1 protein-coding gene is annotated in these 670 nt (G+C 56.4%); it reads right to left on the bottom strand.

Features of this window, described 5'->3' with window-relative positions; genetic code table 11:
- Window positions 1-413: helix-turn-helix domain-containing protein (locus HMPREF2894_RS02600; RefSeq protein ID WP_070677701.1), on the bottom strand; the 413-nt coding region annotated here is incomplete at its 3' end.
- Window positions 414-670: the final 257 nt, after the last annotated feature.

Below are 670 nucleotides of genomic sequence, written 5' to 3'. Positions count from 1 at the left end.
AGTTCCTCCTCACGCGTTGGTGGCACCGCCCGTACCGACCCCTTCGGCCTGCCCTTAGGTTTAGGTTTAAGCGCCTGCGCGCCGCCCTGCCGGTACAGCCTGCACCACTGCTTCAACGGTGTCGCACTTGCAATACCGAAACGCACCATCGCCTCAGGCTTACTCATCCCACCATCAACCACAGCCTTCGCTGCGGCAATCTTGGTCTCATAGTCGTATCTGGTCCGCTTTATTCCCATGGCAAGAAGCCCGCCCTTCCCGATGACGCGGTACATTTTCTGCCACTCTCTCACAGTCGCGGCAGACATACCAAGCCTGCTGGCGGTTAAACCATAGCCAAATCCTTTCTCAAACATTTGCGCTGCCTGTTTCCGAAGCAAACGATCGTGTCTCATTCCCAGATTTATAGACATGAAAAGCCTCCTGTTTCTTGGACTTTATTTTCGTTGTCCAAGAAACGGGAGGCAGTTCAGGAGCGGGCCGGGGGTCTTTTTTATGCTGCTACGAGGTGGAGGGCGGATGCCGCTTAGTTCTGCGCCGCCTCCAGGTACATATCCGGGGCAGGCTTACCGGTGGGAACGTCGTTGCTGCTGACCCAGGTGCGCACCAGCGGGGCGTAGCCGTAGCTTTTTATCTTTAGGGTCAGAATGTTCGCGGTGGAGTTCGACGC

The sequence above is a fragment of the Rothia sp. HMSC066G02 genome (genome assembly GCF_001813145.1).
Lineage (GTDB): Bacteria > Actinomycetota > Actinomycetes > Actinomycetales > Micrococcaceae > Rothia.
This window is presented reverse-complemented; position numbering and strand designations above follow the sequence as displayed.